11 protein-coding genes and 1 pseudogene are annotated in these 16,646 nt (G+C 41.3%); 9 read left to right on the top strand and 3 right to left on the bottom strand.

The genetic code is table 11. From position 1 onward, the window contains the following. Window positions 1–394: 394 nt before the first annotated feature. A complete protein-coding gene (locus FTU05_RS07380) occupies window positions 395–1,660 on the bottom strand; it encodes a glutamate-5-semialdehyde dehydrogenase (RefSeq protein ID WP_180164786.1) in 1,266 nt (421 codons plus the stop codon). Window positions 1,661–1,963: 303 nt separating this feature from the next. Between FTU05_RS07380 and FTU05_RS07375 the strand changes: the two genes are divergently transcribed. After that, the gene (locus tag FTU05_RS07375; protein WP_180164785.1) at window positions 1,964–3,292 is read left to right on the top strand and encodes an alpha/beta fold hydrolase; all 1,329 of its coding nucleotides are present in this window, start codon (window positions 1,964–1,966) and stop codon (window positions 3,290–3,292) included. 29 nt (window positions 3,293–3,321) lie between these two features. Here the strand turns inward: FTU05_RS07375 and FTU05_RS07370 are convergent, their stop codons facing one another. Together FTU05_RS07370 and nagZ are read right to left on the bottom strand one after the other, a co-directional pair. Further along, a complete protein-coding gene (locus FTU05_RS07370; protein WP_180164784.1) occupies window positions 3,322–4,191 on the bottom strand; it encodes a class I SAM-dependent methyltransferase in 870 nt (289 codons plus the stop codon). Between the two features lie 130 nt (window positions 4,192–4,321). After that, on the bottom strand, window positions 4,322–5,344 hold the full coding sequence (gene nagZ / locus FTU05_RS07365; RefSeq protein WP_180034909.1) for a beta-N-acetylhexosaminidase: 1,023 nt from the start codon (window positions 5,342–5,344) through the stop codon (window positions 4,322–4,324). 200 nt (window positions 5,345–5,544) lie between these two features. Between nagZ and FTU05_RS07360 the strand changes: the two genes are divergently transcribed. The 8 genes and pseudogenes from FTU05_RS07360 to FTU05_RS07325 all read left to right on the top strand — a co-directional run. Further along, entirely contained in the window at window positions 5,545–7,755 is a 2,211-nt protein-coding gene (locus FTU05_RS07360) for a carboxy terminal-processing peptidase (protein WP_180164783.1), read from the top strand. 436 nt (window positions 7,756–8,191) lie between these two features. Then, entirely contained in the window at window positions 8,192–10,258 is a 2,067-nt protein-coding gene (locus FTU05_RS07355) for an EAL domain-containing protein (protein ID WP_180164782.1), read from the top strand. A gap of 241 nt (window positions 10,259–10,499) precedes the next feature. Beyond that, entirely contained in the window at window positions 10,500–12,092 is a 1,593-nt protein-coding gene (locus tag FTU05_RS07350) for a peptide chain release factor 3 (RefSeq protein ID WP_078189646.1), read from the top strand. Between the two features lie 106 nt (window positions 12,093–12,198). Then, window positions 12,199–13,026 (top strand): hypothetical protein, encoded by an 828-nt coding sequence (locus FTU05_RS07345; RefSeq protein WP_180164781.1) that lies wholly within the window; start codon window positions 12,199–12,201, stop codon window positions 13,024–13,026. Window positions 13,027–13,100: 74 nt separating this feature from the next. Continuing rightward, window positions 13,101–14,057, top strand: coding sequence for an RsiV family protein (locus FTU05_RS07340; RefSeq protein WP_180164780.1), 957 nt, complete (start codon window positions 13,101–13,103; stop codon window positions 14,055–14,057). A gap of 8 nt (window positions 14,058–14,065) precedes the next feature. Continuing rightward, window positions 14,066–14,887, top strand: a complete 822-nt coding sequence (locus FTU05_RS07335; RefSeq protein ID WP_180164779.1) for a TatD family hydrolase — start codon at window positions 14,066–14,068, stop codon at window positions 14,885–14,887. Window positions 14,888–15,038: 151 nt separating this feature from the next. After that, window positions 15,039–15,845 (top strand): enoyl-ACP reductase, encoded by an 807-nt coding sequence (locus FTU05_RS07330; protein WP_078189642.1) that lies wholly within the window; start codon window positions 15,039–15,041, stop codon window positions 15,843–15,845. Window positions 15,846–15,993: 148 nt separating this feature from the next. Beyond that, window positions 15,994–16,646, top strand: a pseudogene (locus FTU05_RS07325) (transposase); the annotation flags it as partial.

The following is a 16,646-nucleotide window of genomic DNA, read 5'->3' as shown; positions in this document are numbered from 1 at the left end:
TCATGGGTTTTTTTATCGTCCTAGATAGACTTTAGGAGATTAGACTTAAGCACTATCGACCCTGAGCACAATAATAATTAAAATTTATCAGTTCATAGTTTTCATTTATTAATAAAATAATCCTCAAAATTTATACGATTTAAGCGATATACATAGAACATAACATGCGGTTGCTGCGCTGTAATCCTCAAATTGTTGCAAAAAGCAGGTAATTTGAACTTTTCTTATTCTTCTTAAGCATTTAATTGTCAAAAAATCTGTTTTCGATTCTATATCCTGTGTGTTTACAGGCTTATATTTCAATATGTGAACCCTGGGTCTAGTTTTTTAAATCGTCATAAAAAAAGCTGTGCCTTTACTCAGAAAAGCACAGCTTTCATTGTCTTATTGGGTGTTATTGGCGAATTTGACCATCACCAAATACAATCCATTTTTGAGAAGTCAGACCTTCTAGGCCGACTGGTCCGCGTGCATGGATTTTATCGGTTGAAATGCCGATCTCAGCACCAAGACCATATTCAAAACCATCCGCAAAACGCGTTGAGGCATTGATCATCACTGAACTTGAATCTACACGCGCCAAGAACTGACGAGCCAGACTAAAGTTTTCGGTAATGATCGAGTCGGTATGGTGTGAGCCATATTTGTTGATGTGCTCAATCGCTTCATCTAGGCCTGTAACGACTTTCACTGCCAAAATAGGGCCTAAGTATTCGGTGTACCAATCTTCCTCAGTTGCAGGAACAATCGATTCACCCAAAATGCGCTGCGTTTCATTACAGCCACGAAGTTCAACTTTTTTCTCAGCATAAAGTTCAGCAATGCGTGGTAAAAACTCTTCAGCGACATTTTCATCGACGAGCAAGGTTTCCATGGCATTACATACGCCATAACGGTGTGTTTTGGCATTAAGCGCAATAGGTAATGCTTTTTGCAAATCAGCCTGAGCTTCCACAAAAACATGGCAGTTACCATCAAGATGTTTGATAACAGGCACACGTGCTTCATTGGTGATACGTTCAATTAAGCCTTTGCCACCACGAGGTACGATCACATCGACATATTCAGGCATGGTAATTAATTGGCCAACCGCAGCACGGTCTGGGGTATTAATTACTTGAACGGCATGTTCAGGCACGCCAGCGGCAGTTAAGCCATGTTGAATCGCTGCCGCAATTGCTTGGTTAGATTCCAAAGCTTCAGAACCACCACGTAAAATAATCGCGTTACCTGATTTAAGCGCCAAAGATGCGGCTTCAAGCGTTACATTCGGGCGAGATTCGTAAATCATGCCGACAACACCTAGCGGCACGCGCATTTTGCCCAGCTGAATACCTGTCGGACGAAAGGCCATATCGGTGATTTCGCCAATCGGGTCAGTCAGTGCGATCACATCTTTTAGACCTTGGAGCATGCCTTTAAAGCGTGTGGGGGTAAGTTCTAAGCGATCAAGTAGAGCACTATCCAAGTTGTTGTTATGCGCTTTAGTCATATCCACCTGGTTAGCTGCCAAAATTGCATTTTCACTGTTTTGTAAAGCAGTATAAATTGCTGATAAGGCATTATTTTTAGTCTGGGTAGAAGCCCCTGCGAGCACACGTGATGCTGTGCGTGCTTGCTGTCCTACCGTTTGCATGTATTGTTCAATAGACTCTTGCATAGCGGTTTGATCACTTAGAAATTTCAACTCGATATTAACAGCCTGTGACTGAACAATGAAGCACTTAAGTGCATATTCGACTGTACATGCTGACCAGAATTAACATTTTGAAATTGTTTTTAGAACAAAAGTAGATAAGCGGCGGGGATATCAGTTGCTTGTAAAATGAACCTCTGTATAGAATGAAACAATAGCGACATTGAAGTCGTACAAATAACGATTAAAGAGCAGGACGCTAAGTCGAGCAGAGTCTCTAAATGAATTCCTGACAATAAAAATAAGGCAGGAATGGAGGAAAGGAATATGAATTCCATTATCCAAATGGATCCCACCGTACAGGAAAGTACGCATTACAGTTTTTTCGATCTGTATGACAAGCAAAGCTTTAAACAGCCTGCCAGAACGACATGGATTGATGGCTGGAAGGTCGAATATATGGCCATTGCACAACCTGAAACCATTCATCGCACACCGATTGTTATTATTGGTGGGGCATTTCAAAACTTTAATTCCTACAAATATTGTGTCGAACAACTATTTGCGGCAGGCCCTATTATTTTAATTGATTTACCCTCCATGGGCTCAAACCAGCAAATTACCAATGTCGATACTGCGGTGTCAGCAGGTACTTTAGAGTTGGGTGATCTGGCGCAGATGTTGGGCGTTTGGTTGGATATCGTCGGGCTAGAAAAAGTATCCGTGATGGGGATGTCACTAGGTTCAGTGGTGGCAGCAGGACTAGCGGATCAACGTCCTGAATTGATTGATCGCATGATTTTAATGGGCGTGATGCAAAAAACGCGCAAGAGCTGGCGCATGTTGCTTGAGGAATCCTTGCATTTGATGAAAGAACAGCGCATGGATGAATTTGGTCAAGCGGTGATTTTGTATTTGGTTAATCATGCCAAACTGGATGTGACGCGGATGTCACCGACAGCGAAGCGTTTGTTCTTTAGACAAATGGCTGAATTCACCAATACCGAACAAGAGCGTTATGACATTAACTGTAATCGTTTGCTGCGTTTGCAAGACGTGCCGATTCCACAGTGTGATGTATTGGTGTCATGCGGGCAGTACGACAGTTTTACTTTGCCACATGAAAATGCGGGCTTTGCATTGCAATGTCCGAATATGCAATTTGCTATGATTGCCAATGCGGATCATTTACCGCAGTTGCAACGCCGTAAGGAAACCATGAATTTGTTTGCAACTTATCTACGCGGTGAGTCTATTCAGCAGTTGGACGGGATCATTCCAATGAGCCGTGAGCAAATGCAAAATATTGAACGCCGTGGCGAAGCGCGTGTAACTGTACAACAGCCATTCACGCATTTATCTCATCGCCATTCAGACCTTGTGGTTGACACTCAAATTATAGATTTAAATTATTTTGGGGTGTTGTTGAATGTGCAGGCTGAAATGTTGGACTCCATGCACGCATATCCACGGGATTTGGCATTACATCTAGAAGATGAAGAAGGTGAGTTTAAAATTGAATGTCTCATCTTTGACGTTGTGGATACACAGGTTCGCGCTTTATTTAAGCATGGTAGTTTTGAGTTGGCAGAACGCTTATTGCGCTTTGTACAACGCCAAAAAGAAGATGTGTTGATATTAGAAGCTGTAAGTTAAAACATGAACAACTAAAAAAAAACAGCGCTTTAGCGCTGTTTTTTTGTTTTGGCATGCACCATCCAAACCAAATCTCCACAGTGCTGCTCTGCATCGTGAAAAGGAATCACTTGTTCTTGCTGCTGTTGTGGAAAGTATAAGGCCGGCTGAACGACTTTTACTTCTTCAAATCCTGTATGGGTGAAAAACTGCTGTAATTCAGCAGGGGATTGAAAATGAAAAGTAAAAGCGCTGCGAGACATGACTTTGAGTAATTTACTACTGGCCCAAATAAAACGTGCTAAACGGTTCTTAACGGGTTCTGGATAGATGTCGGTCAGATAATGCAATTCCTGAAATGAGGCGCCATATTCGGTGATCCCTTGCAATAATTTATTCAGTAGGATTTGATCAAAATAATTAATCAGACCTTCGCTAATCACCACCAAAGGACGTTCAGGGTCAAAACTCTGAAAAATACGTTCAAAATCTTGAGTGAAAATGTCGCCAGTTAAGACCTCAGGGGCATGCGGGTCAATCTGTTTAAGTGCCTGTGTTTTGATTTTTGCCATATCTGGCAAGTCGAGTTCACGATAGTCAATTTCAGGATGCTTGGTACGAAAATTCCAACCGCGCGGGGAGAGGCCACAGGCAATTTCGAGTACTTGTAGCTGAGGGTGTTGGGCAATGAGTTGATCTAAATGTTGATCGATCATGGCATGGCGCTGTTTAAGCGTCGAACGCATGCTACCGCCCACATTCTTTTCTGCCCAGCTTTCTAAGGGATGGACTAAACGTGCTAAAAATTTGCCTTTACGTGTGGCAAAAACGGGATGTGAAATCCCCATGCTATACCAAATATAGCCGGTGTAATGTGCTGTAAAGGAAATGTGTCGATGTTCCGATAAACTTTGTGTCATGTCGTCCTGACCTAATGTTGTTTTTATTGGCAATTTTTGTATAGCGCCGAAGCACTTATTTTGACTTCATCATAAATCAAAAAGGAGCACCTTGTCGTGCTCCATTTTCTAGAATTTTGAAAGTCTTGGATTAGCAATATTGATTTTTAAAATCCACAATACGGTTACGCACGTTTTGCCAGTCCGCCCCGAGTTCAATGCTTTGTCCAATCTCAATCTGTGGGATTTTACCGCGCATACGTTCTAGGCGTTCTTGATTTGGGAGAGCCAAGTTTTGAATGCCATCCAGCGCAATGCATGCAGATTCACGGTTATTACACACGAGGCCCATATCACAACCTGCATTTAATGCTGCTTGGATACGAGCATCTGCGCCGCCAGCGACACAAGCGGCTTGCATGCTTAAATCATCGGAGAATAAAACGCCATCAAATTGGAGCTCTTGACGTAAGACTTTCTGAATCCAATACGGTGAAAATCCAGCAGGATTAGGATCAATATTTTCATAAATCACATGCGCAGGCATTAAGGCATCAAGCTGTGGTTGCAGTTGAATAAAGCTTTGCATGTCTTTTTGGTAGATCTCTTCATAACTACGATGGTCAATAGCAGCAGCAACATGTGAGTCTGCTTTCACCGAGCCATGGCCTGGGAAATGCTTACCTGTAGATGCCATTCCAGCACGTTTCATGCCTTTTAGGAAGGCACTTGCAAGTGGAATGATGTCTTGCATATTTTTGGCAAAACCACGGTCACCAATCACATCACTGACATCATTTAAGTCCAGCACTGGTGCAAAACTGAAATCGATCCCGACCGCAAGGACTTCAGCCGCCATCAACCAGCCACATTGTTCAGCCAGTTCAACTGCTTTTTCAGGTTCAGTTAAGTAAAGTTCTCCAAACTTACCCATAGCTGGTAGGAGTGTGAAGCCTTGCTTTAAGCGTTGTACACGACCACCTTCTTGATCGACGGCAATTAAAATATCAGGACGAATTTGACGCATATGGTCGGTCAGGGCACGAACTTGTTCAGGAGATTCAATGTTGCGACCAAATAAAATCATGCCGCCAACTTGTGGTGCCTGTAATAGTTCAATATCTTCTTGGGTAAGTTCTGTGCCAGCAATGTCGAGCATTAATGCGCCAATCATATTCGGTGTCCGTGTTGGAATTTTTAAGGAAAAACAATACCTGAATTCTGCAATGATTTGCTACACTTTGTCAGCAGAGAATATGATAAAACTACACGACATAAACATATTAAGTTGTTTAAGATTTTGAATCTATTCAATTCAGGTCGAAAACCAACACGGTAATATTGGTCTTAATACCAAGGAAGTACAAATTATTTATGAAACTTCAAACATTAGCTTGTGCCGTTGCGATTGCGACAGGTGGATTCTTTTTCACTCATGTGGTGAATGACGCAATTGCTGCCAATAATACAGAAGCAGTGAGCGCGGGTACCATTCAACCCACTCAAGAACAAGCCTTGGTCTCACGTCAGCTTGCAACATTGGTAGACCGTCAACACTATTTAAATCAGCGTTTAGATGCCAATACGTCTAACCGTATTTTAGATTTTTATATTGATAGTTTAGACGCTGAACATACGTTGTTCTTGGCATCGGACATTGAAAATTATAAAAAACGTTATGGCTCAACTTTTGGTGCAAACCTTAAAGCAGGCAATTTAACAGGGCCGTATGCCATCCATGCGCAATATCGTGAGCGCCTAAAACAGTTCTACACCTATATGTTGGAAGAGCTGAAAAAGCCACAAAATTTAAATCAACCGAATAGCTACATCGAAACCGATCGTGAAAAAGCGCCATTCTTTAAATCGACAGAAGAACAGCGTGCGCATTGGAATAAAATGTTGGTCTCTCAGCTGATCAACTTAACCATCAGCAAAGAAGAAGAGAAAGCCAAACAAAAAGCGTTGAAAGATGACCCAACACTGGCAAATGGTCAAGACTTAACAGGTCCTGAAGACTTAACACCTGTACAGACTTTAACCAAGCGTTATACACGTCAGTTAGAGCGGATTAGTCGTTTAAAAAGCGATGATGTGCTTGATAAAACTCTGAATGCCATGATGCTGACGTATGATCCGCACAGTAATTACTTTCCACCTGTAGATGTGATGGAATTGAACCGTCAAACCACGCTGCAATTGGAAGGGATTGGGGTATCGATCCGTCCTGAACGTGGTAATGAAGACTACACCAAAATCGAGACGATTGTGGAAGGTGGTCCTGCTAGCAAATCAGGACAAGTCAAGTCAGGCGATCGTATCGTTGGTGTTGCCCAAGATGGCGACAAAATGGTGGATGTGATCGGTTGGCCGAGTAATGAAATTGTCGGACTGATTCGTGGTAAACGTGGCACCAAAGTGACTCTACGTTTATTGGGTGCTGGTGCGTCCATGAATCAAGCGCGAAATGTCACAATTGTACGTGATGTGATTCAAGAAGAAGATGCAGGCGTGCGTTCACGTACCGCTGAAATTGAGCGTGATGGCAAAAAACATAAGTTCGGTGTAATTGAAATTCCATCGTTTTACTTGAACTATCGTGCACGTCGTGCAGGTACAGACTACCGTTCTGTGTCAGAAGATACCAATAAAGCCTTAAAAACTTTAGATGCTCAAAATGTTGAGGGTATCATCATTGACTTACGTAACAACCCTGGTGGCTCACTTGAAGAAGTGGCACGTATGCTTGGTCAAGTGATTAAATCAGGTCCAGTGGTGCAAATCCGTGATGGCAATGGCAATGTCAGCGTGTTTGAAGATGATGATGGGGGCGCGCAAACTTATGCAGGTCCATTGGCAGTATTGATTAACTTGGCTTCGGCGTCTGCGAGTGAAATTTATTCTGCTGCGATTCAAGACTATGAACGTGGTGTGGTGATTGGTAGCACCACAACGGGTAAAGGAACAGCGCAGGTACAACTTGACTCTTTAGCCTATGGTCAAGCAACCTTAACGCAACGTAAATTTTACCGCGTGACTGGCGGCAGTACCCAAAATAAAGGGGTCGTGCCTGATATTAAGTTGGTTGATATTTACAATGAAGAGTTTGGTGAACGTAAAGCGAAAAATGCTTTACAGTGGGATACCATTCCTACAGCACCGTTTAAACGTGAAGGCTCGATCCAAGCCTATGTTCCCGATTTGATTAAGTCATCTCAGCAACGTGTCAGCATTGATCCGCAATTTAAATATTTAGAGCAACGTACTGCGATTGCGAAAAAGACAGAAGAGCAAAAGCGTGTGGTGCTTGACTTAGCGAAGCGTAAAGCCGAGCTGTTGGCACTAGAGCAAAAGTCTTTGGATGCTGAAAATCAGCGTCGTAAAGTGGTGGGTCAAAAACCTTATGCCAACTGGGAAAGCTACCAAGCGTCTATGGATGCATTGGTGGAGGCACGTGCAAAAATGAAGGCAAACCAACGTCCAGCACTGCCTGAAGAAGAAGTCTTTGTGACGGAAGCAGCAAACGTGCTAATGGACTATGCCAAATTACAAGGCAAAACGCATACAACAACAGCCAAAAAGTAAGTAATTCATCCATAAATAACATTGAGATGATTGCTTGAGTTTTTGACAGAAAAGATGAATTTATCCATTGAGAAATAGCGAGCTACGGCTCGCTATTTTTTTGTGAGTAGGGCGGTGTTCGATTTAAATCTAGAAAGCAATCTATAAATGATTCTAACTTATTCATTTTATTATGATTAGAAACTGTTCTAAAATAATAAACACCTGATGCAATTTTTATCAAAAGTTTAAGTTTTAGTGAACTTCATCAAGCTTTATTTTTTTAAATTAATCAGTTGCTTAAAATCTTGAAAGAAAGACTTGACCATTACCGTAGACTAATAGATTCTAAGAGAAAATAAGTAAGTAATTGAAAATGTAACAAGTTAAAGGGAAGAGATAGATTGGGTAATTCGGTTAAAGAAAGTGCCACGATAACCTAAGCGGAACGCTTGATATGACCCATATTCATTATGATTACAATCTGGTCGTTGGTTCAATCGTAGTTGCATTATTAAGTTGTTACTTAGCTGTTTCACTCGAACAAATGTTGTTCCGTGGAACACGACCAAGATATGAAAATGTCATTTTATTATTCAGTGGCGCAATTTTAGGTGCTGCGATCTGGTGCATGCATTTTGTAGGCATGATGGCCAGCCATTTGCCTTCAAATCATAGTTTTGATACCAGTCTGCCCCTAACTTCCTATTTTATCGCCTTTGTTGCATCCACTTTTGCAGTGTGGCTGACCACTCGTCCGACCTTACCTTTTCCGCGTTTAATTTTAGGCTCCGTGTTAATGGGCCTTGGCATTTCCGGCATGCATTATACCGGCATGCTGAGTTTAGCCGTTCAGGGCTATGAACAACGCTACGAACCTTTAATTGTTATCTGTTCGATTTTGGTCGCGATTTGTGGTTCAGGTTTAGCATTTTGGCTGACATTTAAAAATAAGTATTCGTCTAAACGTAACATCATGAATGCCTTTGTTGCGGTCATGCTGACTTTTAGCATTGTCGCTATGCATTATATTGGTATGGCGGCTGTAGATTTTGTACCGCTAAACTCGATGGATGTATTGGTCGCGGCTCAAATTAATCACAATTTATTGCTGTTTATTGTCTTATTTGTCACCAGTTTATTGTTGATGGCAGCCTTTAGCGTTGCAGTACTAGAGCAACGTTTAGAGCATCGTAGTTTGCAGTTGATGTGCGCAAATCGAGAACTGGCCAATCAAACGGTACAGGACAATTTGACCCGTTTACCTAATCGATTGTTTTTGGCTGAATATGCACATTTTCTATTTACTGAGCATCGCTTAAGACAAGATAAAATTGCTTTTATTTATATTGATATTGACCGTTTTAAAGCGGTAAATGATGTGTTTGGACACCATGTCGGTGATCAACTGCTGATTCAAATTGCCACACGTATTCATCGTTTAATCGATGATCAAGCCAAATTACTACGAATCGGTGGCGATGAGTTTCTGATTGTGCTTGAGTCGGCAAGCAATGACTCCGCTACAGCAATGTCTGAAAAAATATTGGAATTGATGCAAGAAAGCTTCTTGATTGCAGGTAAGGAAATCAATATTTCAGGCAGTATTGGTATTGCGATGTACCCAGAACATGGTGCGAACTTGCAAGATCTGCTGATCAATGCAGACACTGCAATGTTGAGTTCGAAGTATCAAGGGCGTAATACCTATTCATTCTTTAATTATACCGCCGACCAATTTGAAGAAAAAAGTCAGACGAAACTGATCAATGATTTGTATAAAGCGGTAGAAGAGCAGCAGTTTATTTTATTTTATCAGCCAAAATTCAATGCCGCTGATCGTGAAATTTGTGGGGTAGAGGCCTTAATTCGTTGGAATCATCCAACTTTAGGTATGCTGACGCCAAATAAGTTTATCAATGGCGCTGAAAAAACTGGACTGATTATTGCCATGGGCTATTGGGCGCTTGAAGAAGCCTGTAAGCAAATTCAGCACTGGGAAAAGCTGAATATGCCGCTGTATCCAATTGCAGTCAATTTATCGGCCATTCAGTTTGAACATAAACATTTATTTAGTACCTTAGAGTCGCTTTTTGCACGGTATGAAATTAACCCGTCAAACTTAATTATTGAAATTACCGAGTCAACAGCGATGCATCATATCGATGCCAGTATCGTGACTTTTGAACATTTGAGACAGATGGGGATTAAAGTTGCGATTGATGACTTTGGAACGGGACATTCAAGTTTCTTGTATTTAAAAGAACTGCCTGTAGATGAACTGAAAATTGACCGTGAGTTTATCCGCAATTTGAGCGTCGGTTCTAAAGAAGAAATTATTTTAGAAAGTATTATTCACTTGGCAATTCGACTGGGTTTAACGGTCACTGCAGAAGGTGTAGAGACAGAACAACAAGCAGAAATTTTAAAACGTTTAGGTTGCCAACAGTTGCAAGGATATTTGTTAGGAATGCCGATGCCAGTGACACAGCTTGAAGAAAGCATGAAAGCGAAAGTTGAATAAAGTCATTTGTAGTCTTATCGCATTGCCAATGAGTATAGAAAAAAGACAGTGGAATACGTTATATCGTCGATAAAAACAGGTCGTCATCCAATGTAAAACATCAAGACACGCCACGCTAAGATTTTGACTCAACCCGATGTGGTTGATTATTTTTAATGGTCAATCTGATACAATATCGCCAATTTTCCATATTGATCAGATCTGATCTTTTGCACTGCGAGTTTTGCAGTAGGTGTCTTTCATGAGTTTTAAAGAAGAATTAGCGACACAGGTCGCTCAGCGACGTACTTTCGCTATTATTTCCCACCCCGATGCCGGTAAAACCACAATGACAGAAAAACTGTTGTTATGGGGACAGGCGATTCAGGTTGCAGGTATGGTAAAAAGCCGTAAATCTGATCGTGCGGCAACGTCTGACTGGATGGAAATGGAAAAAGAACGTGGGATTTCGATCACCACTTCGGTTATGCAGTTCCCGTTTAAAGACAAGATGATTAACTTGCTCGACACCCCAGGGCATGAAGACTTTTCTGAAGATACCTACCGTACATTAACTGCCGTTGACTCTGCACTTATGGTGATTGATGGTGCAAAAGGTGTCGAAGATCGTACGATCAAATTGATGGAAGTGTGTCGTATGCGCGACACGCCGATTATTTCATTCGTCAACAAAATGGACCGTGAAATTCGTGAGCCATTAGAACTACTTGATGAAATCGAAAACGTATTAAAAATTAAATGTGTTCCGATTACTTGGCCACTGGGTACAGGTCGTGACTTTGCGGGTGTATTTAACCTACTTGAAGAAAAATTCTACGTTTATAAGGCAGGTTTCGGTTCAACCATTACGGATATTGAAGTCCGTGATGGTTATGACTATGCAGATTTGCGTGAAAAAGTTGGCGATCTCGCTTGGGCTGCATTTGAAGAGTCGTTGGAACTGGTTCAAATGGCCAATGAACCTTTAGACCGTGATGAATTTTTGGCAGGCCGTCAAACGCCAGTCCTGTTTGGTACGGCACTCGGTAACTTTGGTGTAGACCATGTTTTGGATGCATTTAGTCAATATGCGCCTGAACCTAAAGCACATCCGACGCAAGACCGCAAAGTTGAAGCGACTGAAGAAGGCTTCACAGGTTTCGTCTTTAAAATTCAAGCCAATATGGATCCAAAACACCGTGACCGTATTGCATTCATGCGTATCTGTTCAGGTAAGTATGAAAAAGGCTTGAAAATGAAACATGTGCGTCTAGGTAAAGATGTGCGTATTAGTGATGCTTTAACGTTCCTTGCTGGTGACCGTCAGCACCTTGAAGAAGCATGGCCGGGCGACATTATCGGTTTGCATAACCATGGTACGATTCAAATCGGTGATACTTTCACTTCGGGTGAAGATTTACACTTTACCGGTATTCCTCACTTCGCCCCTGAAATGTTCCGTCGCGTGCGTTTAAAAGATCCTTTGAAGTCAAAACAGCTACAAAAAGGCTTAAAAGAACTTTCAGAAGAAGGTGCAACTCAGGTCTTTATGCCGCAAAACAGTAACGATTTAATCGTGGGTGCTGTGGGGGTGCTTCAGTTTGAAGTGGTGGCGTATCGGCTGAAAGAAGAATACAAAGTTGATTGTATTTACGAGCCTGTAAGCATCAATACCGTACGTTGGGTATCGTGTGATGACGAGAAAAAATTCAACGAATTTAAGAAAAAAGCACACGACCAATTGTCTGTCGATGGCGGTGGTCATTTAACTTATCTTGCACCAAGTCGTGTGAATTTACAGTTAATGCAAGAACGTTATCCGGATATCGTGTTCCGTAATACACGTGAACACTAAGTTGTTCTTTTACAGAAATAAAACAGCTTCTTCGTGAAGCTGTTTTATTTTGTGGTAGAGTTTTTAAATCCATACATTACGCAATCATTTGGTCGTTTAGGACATCATGAAAATATTCAAGGATGCTACAGTTTTTGCACTTTTGGGGAGTGTTTTGCTGCTCAGTGCATGTGATTCAGGAAAAGAAAACAAAGCGACAAAGCCGGCCGACGGTGGTGCTTCTGAAGCGGCCGTAATCAATCCTGATGTTTTGCTCTATTTAAATATCCAAGAGCAAGCCGCAAAAATTGCCAAACCGTTTTGTGAAAATAAAAGTTGTATTGATTTAGAGATACAAACCATTCAGACCGTAGATACATGGTTGAATGGCTGGATTGAAAAGAATCAGGCCAGCGTCGTACAAGATCAGATTGCATTAAAGCAAAATATGAATCTCCAACAAGCTGTCGATGCATATGTGAAAAAATCAGATGCTTGGCAAGCAGAGTTTAAAACCAATAAAGCCTATGAATTGGCCATGTACACACGAGTTCCATATCAACGGAATCAGTATGTGTTACTGCAAATCGGTGTTGATACCAAACAGGAAAATATCACGGTCAAAGAGCGTTATTATTTTTTTGTGGCAGACCGCCGTGCGAAAAAGAATCTTAAACCTTTAGATATTATTGATGCAAAGCAACAGCAAAATATGGATGCTATTGTGCAGCAAGCCTATAGCAAATGGTTAGATGAACAAGAGGTAGATGTCAAAAAATCGGCACCGAAAAAACTCTATTGGGGCCAAGCAGATTGGTTCTTTGATCAAGAAGGTGTCGGTTTGCATTACCGTACAGATGAAATTGTCAAAGATAGTAAACAACTGGATATTTATCTCAGCAAAGCGCAAACACAACAAGTATTGAAAGCTGACGTTTATCAGCATATGTTCTAAACAACGAAAGTATTTAATTTGATGAGATATTTACCGAGATAAATATCAATTATTCGAAATGAAAGGTTGAAGCAATGGTGCAAAAAAATAAAATTTGGGCAAGCTCAATATTGGCAGTTTCTGTTGCATTCACGGCGTGTCAGCCACAACAAGCTGAACCTGAAAAAAAGCCGGATCAAGCCAAAACTGAACAGCCAGATTTGAGTGCAAAACTGATTGGTGATGCGGAAAAATTACAACTGAATTTACCTGAATGTGATGGCGGAGTCTGCCCTGAAATTTCAGTTGAACGCTTAAACAGTAATCAAGCCTTTATTGATGAATTGATTGATGCGGAAATTCTAAAACAGTTAGGTGAAATTCTATCTGTATCGCCTTTAGAAGATAAAACGCTGAGTACTGATGCTCCCGCTGCAAGTGAAGTACCTGCAGCGTCTGAAGCAAAATCTGCTTTGGCAAAGGTTGAAACGCCCAAATTAAAATTGGAAAAAGCCACGCAGCCTTATATGCAAGCATTTTTAAATTTAGATAAAGAGTTGAAATCTTTAAGCGCCAATCAGCAAATCAGTTTGATGATTAAACCTAAAATATTGAATGCTGAAAAACCCTTGGCAACAGTGGTTTTAAATACCAGCTCATATTTAGGTGGGGCGCATGGTTCTTCTGCACAGCAATATTATAACTTCGATTTAAGCACTCAAAAATTGGTACAGCTCAATGACATATTGCTGCCCAATCAACGTACTAAACTTGAAAAGCTGGGCTATGAAGTCTTTAAAACTTGGGTGAAAGATGCCAAGTTGGCGGACAATGTTCAAGAATATGAACAGATTTGGAAATTTAAACTGTCTGATAACTTTTATCTAAGTCAGCAAGGTCTAATTTTGCAATATGCCGAATATGAAATTGGGCCATATGTGGCGGGTTTACCACGTTTGACCATTCCGTATGATCAATTGCAAAGTATCTTGAAAAAGCAATATCTACCAGTAGTTGAAGCTGTTGAAGCCTCAGCCGCAAAAGCAAATTAATTAGTTCAATGACTTACTCACTGTTTGATACGCATACGCATTTTGATGTTCCCGATTTTGACGCTGATCGGGAACAGTTGGCGTATGCTGCCAAACAGGCGGGTGTCGATGCGTTGGTATTGATTGGTTTTGTACAGTCACGTTTTCAAGATTTGCTGCATACCCAAGAGTTTTTAGCTCGTTTATCCAATGTTCCAACAAGCTATTTAGCTCCCGGCTTACATCCGTTTTATATTGAGCAACACCGTACAGAACATTTGTTCGATGTGGAACAGATGCTAAAGCAGCATGATTGTGTTGCTGTGGGTGAAATAGGTTTAGATACCTTTTTGAAACAGCATAAGCAGCCTGAACTTTTTCAAAAGCAGCAGCAGTATTTTTCCGCACAACTTGAGTTAGCACAGCAGTTTGATAAACCAATATTGCTGCATATTCGAAAATCCCATGCGGAGGTGCTTTCGATGTTGAAAAAGCATCAATTTAAGCTCGGTGGTATCGCACATGCATTTAGTGGTGGTGTTGAAGAAGCGAAGGCATTTACCAAGCTAGGTTTTAAAATTGGTGTAACGGGGCAAATCACCAATCCCAATGCAAAAAAATTACATCAAGTGGTTCAGACTTTAGGGGCGGCACATTTGGTCTTAGAAACCGACTGTCCCGATATGACACCCTTATGTTGTCAGCATTCGACGGAAGGGCGTACTCGTAATACGCCGGTCAATTTGCCCTATGTATTGCTGGGTTTGGCTCAGAGCTTAAACCGTACTGAATCTGAGATTGCACAGATCTTATGGAGAAATTCATTACAAGCATTGCATTTGGACGCTTAAGCGGCAACAAATATTGACGCTGCTTGATTGAATCAGGTTTTCTCCACATTGTTTATACAATGATGGTTTTCTAAAAAAAGGCGCATTATGCAATTTCTAAAATGCTTTAGACTTGGCATTATGCTGTTAAATTATTTTGAGTGAGTTTTACATGGCACAAGGACTATTGGCTGGCAAACGCTTTTTAATCGCGGGTATTGCAAGTAAGTTATCAATCGCATTTGGTATTGCGCAAGCTTTACATCGCGAAGGTGCAGAACTGGCTTTTACTTATCCAAACGAAAAATTAAAAAAACGTGTAGATGATTTTGCTGAACAATTTGGTTCAACTTTAGTTTTCCCATGTGATGTCGCAGTGGACGCTGAAATTGATACCGCTTTTGCTGAACTTGCTAAACATTGGGATGGTCTAGACGGTGTTGTGCATTCAATTGGTTTTGCACCAGCGCATACTTTAGATGGCGATTTCACTGATATTACCGACCGTGAAGGTTTTAAAATTGCTCACGACATCAGCGCATATAGTTTTATTGCGATGGCTCGTGCGGCAAAACCTTTATTGGCTGCACGTCAAGGTTGCTTATTGACGCTGACTTACCAAGGTTCTGAACGCGTAATGCCAAACTATAACGTTATGGGCATGGCAAAAGCGTCACTAGAAGCAGGCGTACGTTATTTGGCAACAAGTCTTGGTGCTGAAGGTATTCGTGTAAATGCGATTTCAGCAGGTCCGATTCGTACCTTAGCGGCTTCAGGGATTAAATCTTTCCGTAAAATGTTAGACCTAAATGAAAAAGTCGCACCACTTAAACGCAATGTTACCATTGAAGATGTCGGTAATGCAGCATTGTTCCTTTGCTCACCTTGGGCAAATGGTATCACAGGTGAAATTCTGTATGTTGATGCAGGCTTTAATACTGTAGGTATGAGCGCTGATCTGATGGCAGATGCTGAGTAATTCTCTTTAAGTTCCCTCTCTCTTTGGGCATAGGTATCTACACAAATCCCAAGTTTTGGGTTAAATTGAAGAGCATGCTCTTCAATTTAATATCTCCCATCTTGATACACGTCTCGTCAGACGATACAACGCCCTCGTAAAGCTTAATATGAATCCTCTTGCTTCACTTGCCCCTGCAATTAAGGAAATGGCCTCTGCCCAGAAGTCCAGTTTTGCAACCACCCAGGCAGTTTGGCGATTTCTCAATAATGAAAAAGTCTCTTTCAAGCAATTGAATGAGCCAATACAGCGACTTGCATTTGAACAGATTGATCAATCCTCTCACCCTTATGCGCTGATTATTCATGATTGGTCTCAACTGCAATATATGAAACATAACAATAAAACTCAGCGTCTTCAAAGAACCCATCAATATGATTCAGGCTATGAACTGCAAAGCAGTCTACTGGTTGATGCGGCATCGGGGCTTCCCATTGCACCATTGGCTCAAACGCTATCTGACGCATCAGGCTGTTATTCCACATTCAGTGAACAATACAGCGAGCGAAAAACCCATTTGGATTCACTCGCAGAACAAATCAAAACGATCGAACAGTATCCGGTTGAGAAAACAAAAGTTCATATCATTGATCGTGAAGGTGACTCAATTGCCCATCTAAGAGCGATGAGCAAGAATCGCTTCAAATGGCTGATTCGGGCCAAAGAAGGTCATCGAGTTGAGTATCACGGTCAGACATACAAAGTTGGCGAGATTGCAGAAAAGATAGAAACGCATTCAATCAAAAATATTTCTTACAAAGG

Source organism: Acinetobacter sp. YH12049 (assembly GCF_013419875.1).
In the GTDB taxonomy this organism is placed as follows: domain Bacteria; phylum Pseudomonadota; class Gammaproteobacteria; order Pseudomonadales; family Moraxellaceae; genus Acinetobacter; species Acinetobacter amyesii.
Note: the sequence above shows the minus strand (reverse complement) of the source record. Positions and strands in the feature narration are given on the sequence as shown.

Coding starts and splice junctions, on each gene's coding strand:
- FTU05_RS07380 (WP_180164786.1), bottom strand. CDS start 1,660: ATGCAAGAGTCTATTGAACAATACATGCAAACGGTAGGACAGCAAGCA.
- FTU05_RS07375 (WP_180164785.1), top strand. CDS start 1,964: ATGAATTCCATTATCCAAATGGATCCCACCGTACAGGAAAGTACGCAT.
- FTU05_RS07370 (WP_180164784.1), bottom strand. CDS start 4,191: ATGACACAAAGTTTATCGGAACATCGACACATTTCCTTTACAGCACAT.
- nagZ (WP_180034909.1), bottom strand. CDS start 5,344: ATGATTGGCGCATTAATGCTCGACATTGCTGGCACAGAACTTACCCAA.
- FTU05_RS07360 (WP_180164783.1), top strand. CDS start 5,545: ATGAAACTTCAAACATTAGCTTGTGCCGTTGCGATTGCGACAGGTGGA.
- FTU05_RS07355 (WP_180164782.1), top strand. CDS start 8,192: ATGACCCATATTCATTATGATTACAATCTGGTCGTTGGTTCAATCGTA.
- FTU05_RS07350 (WP_078189646.1), top strand. CDS start 10,500: ATGAGTTTTAAAGAAGAATTAGCGACACAGGTCGCTCAGCGACGTACT.
- FTU05_RS07345 (WP_180164781.1), top strand. CDS start 12,199: ATGAAAATATTCAAGGATGCTACAGTTTTTGCACTTTTGGGGAGTGTT.
- FTU05_RS07340 (WP_180164780.1), top strand. CDS start 13,101: ATGGTGCAAAAAAATAAAATTTGGGCAAGCTCAATATTGGCAGTTTCT.
- FTU05_RS07335 (WP_180164779.1), top strand. CDS start 14,066: ATGACTTACTCACTGTTTGATACGCATACGCATTTTGATGTTCCCGAT.
- FTU05_RS07330 (WP_078189642.1), top strand. CDS start 15,039: ATGGCACAAGGACTATTGGCTGGCAAACGCTTTTTAATCGCGGGTATT.